Annotated in this window: 1 pseudogene; it reads right to left on the minus strand. The window is 35.8% G+C overall.

The features are described from left to right. Positions 1-111: 111 nt before the first annotated feature. A pseudogene (locus KVT11_RS20420) lies at positions 112-243 on the minus strand (general stress protein); the annotation flags it as partial.

Consider the following 243-nt stretch of genomic DNA (forward strand, 5'->3'; position numbering starts at 1 on the left):
TTCTATCACGCTGAAAAGAAGACAAAGGAATAAAGTCAAGTTCATTTTAGCCCTTTGTCAAAAATCTGAAAAAAGCCCCTTACAAAAGTATGAGGCTTTTTACGATGGCGTTTATGCCCAATTTTTCACTTTTTCATGGTCAGTCACAAAGAGAAGTACTTTTCCTTCGTCTAAATGTTCTTCAAATGTGTCAGCTTCTTCTTTTGAGAAACCAATTTCGTGAATCTTATTGCGGAGTTCATC

This window comes from Bacillus sp. GbtcB10 (genome assembly GCF_019091365.1).
Lineage (GTDB): Bacteria > Bacillota > Bacilli > Bacillales > Bacillaceae > Bacillus > Bacillus altitudinis.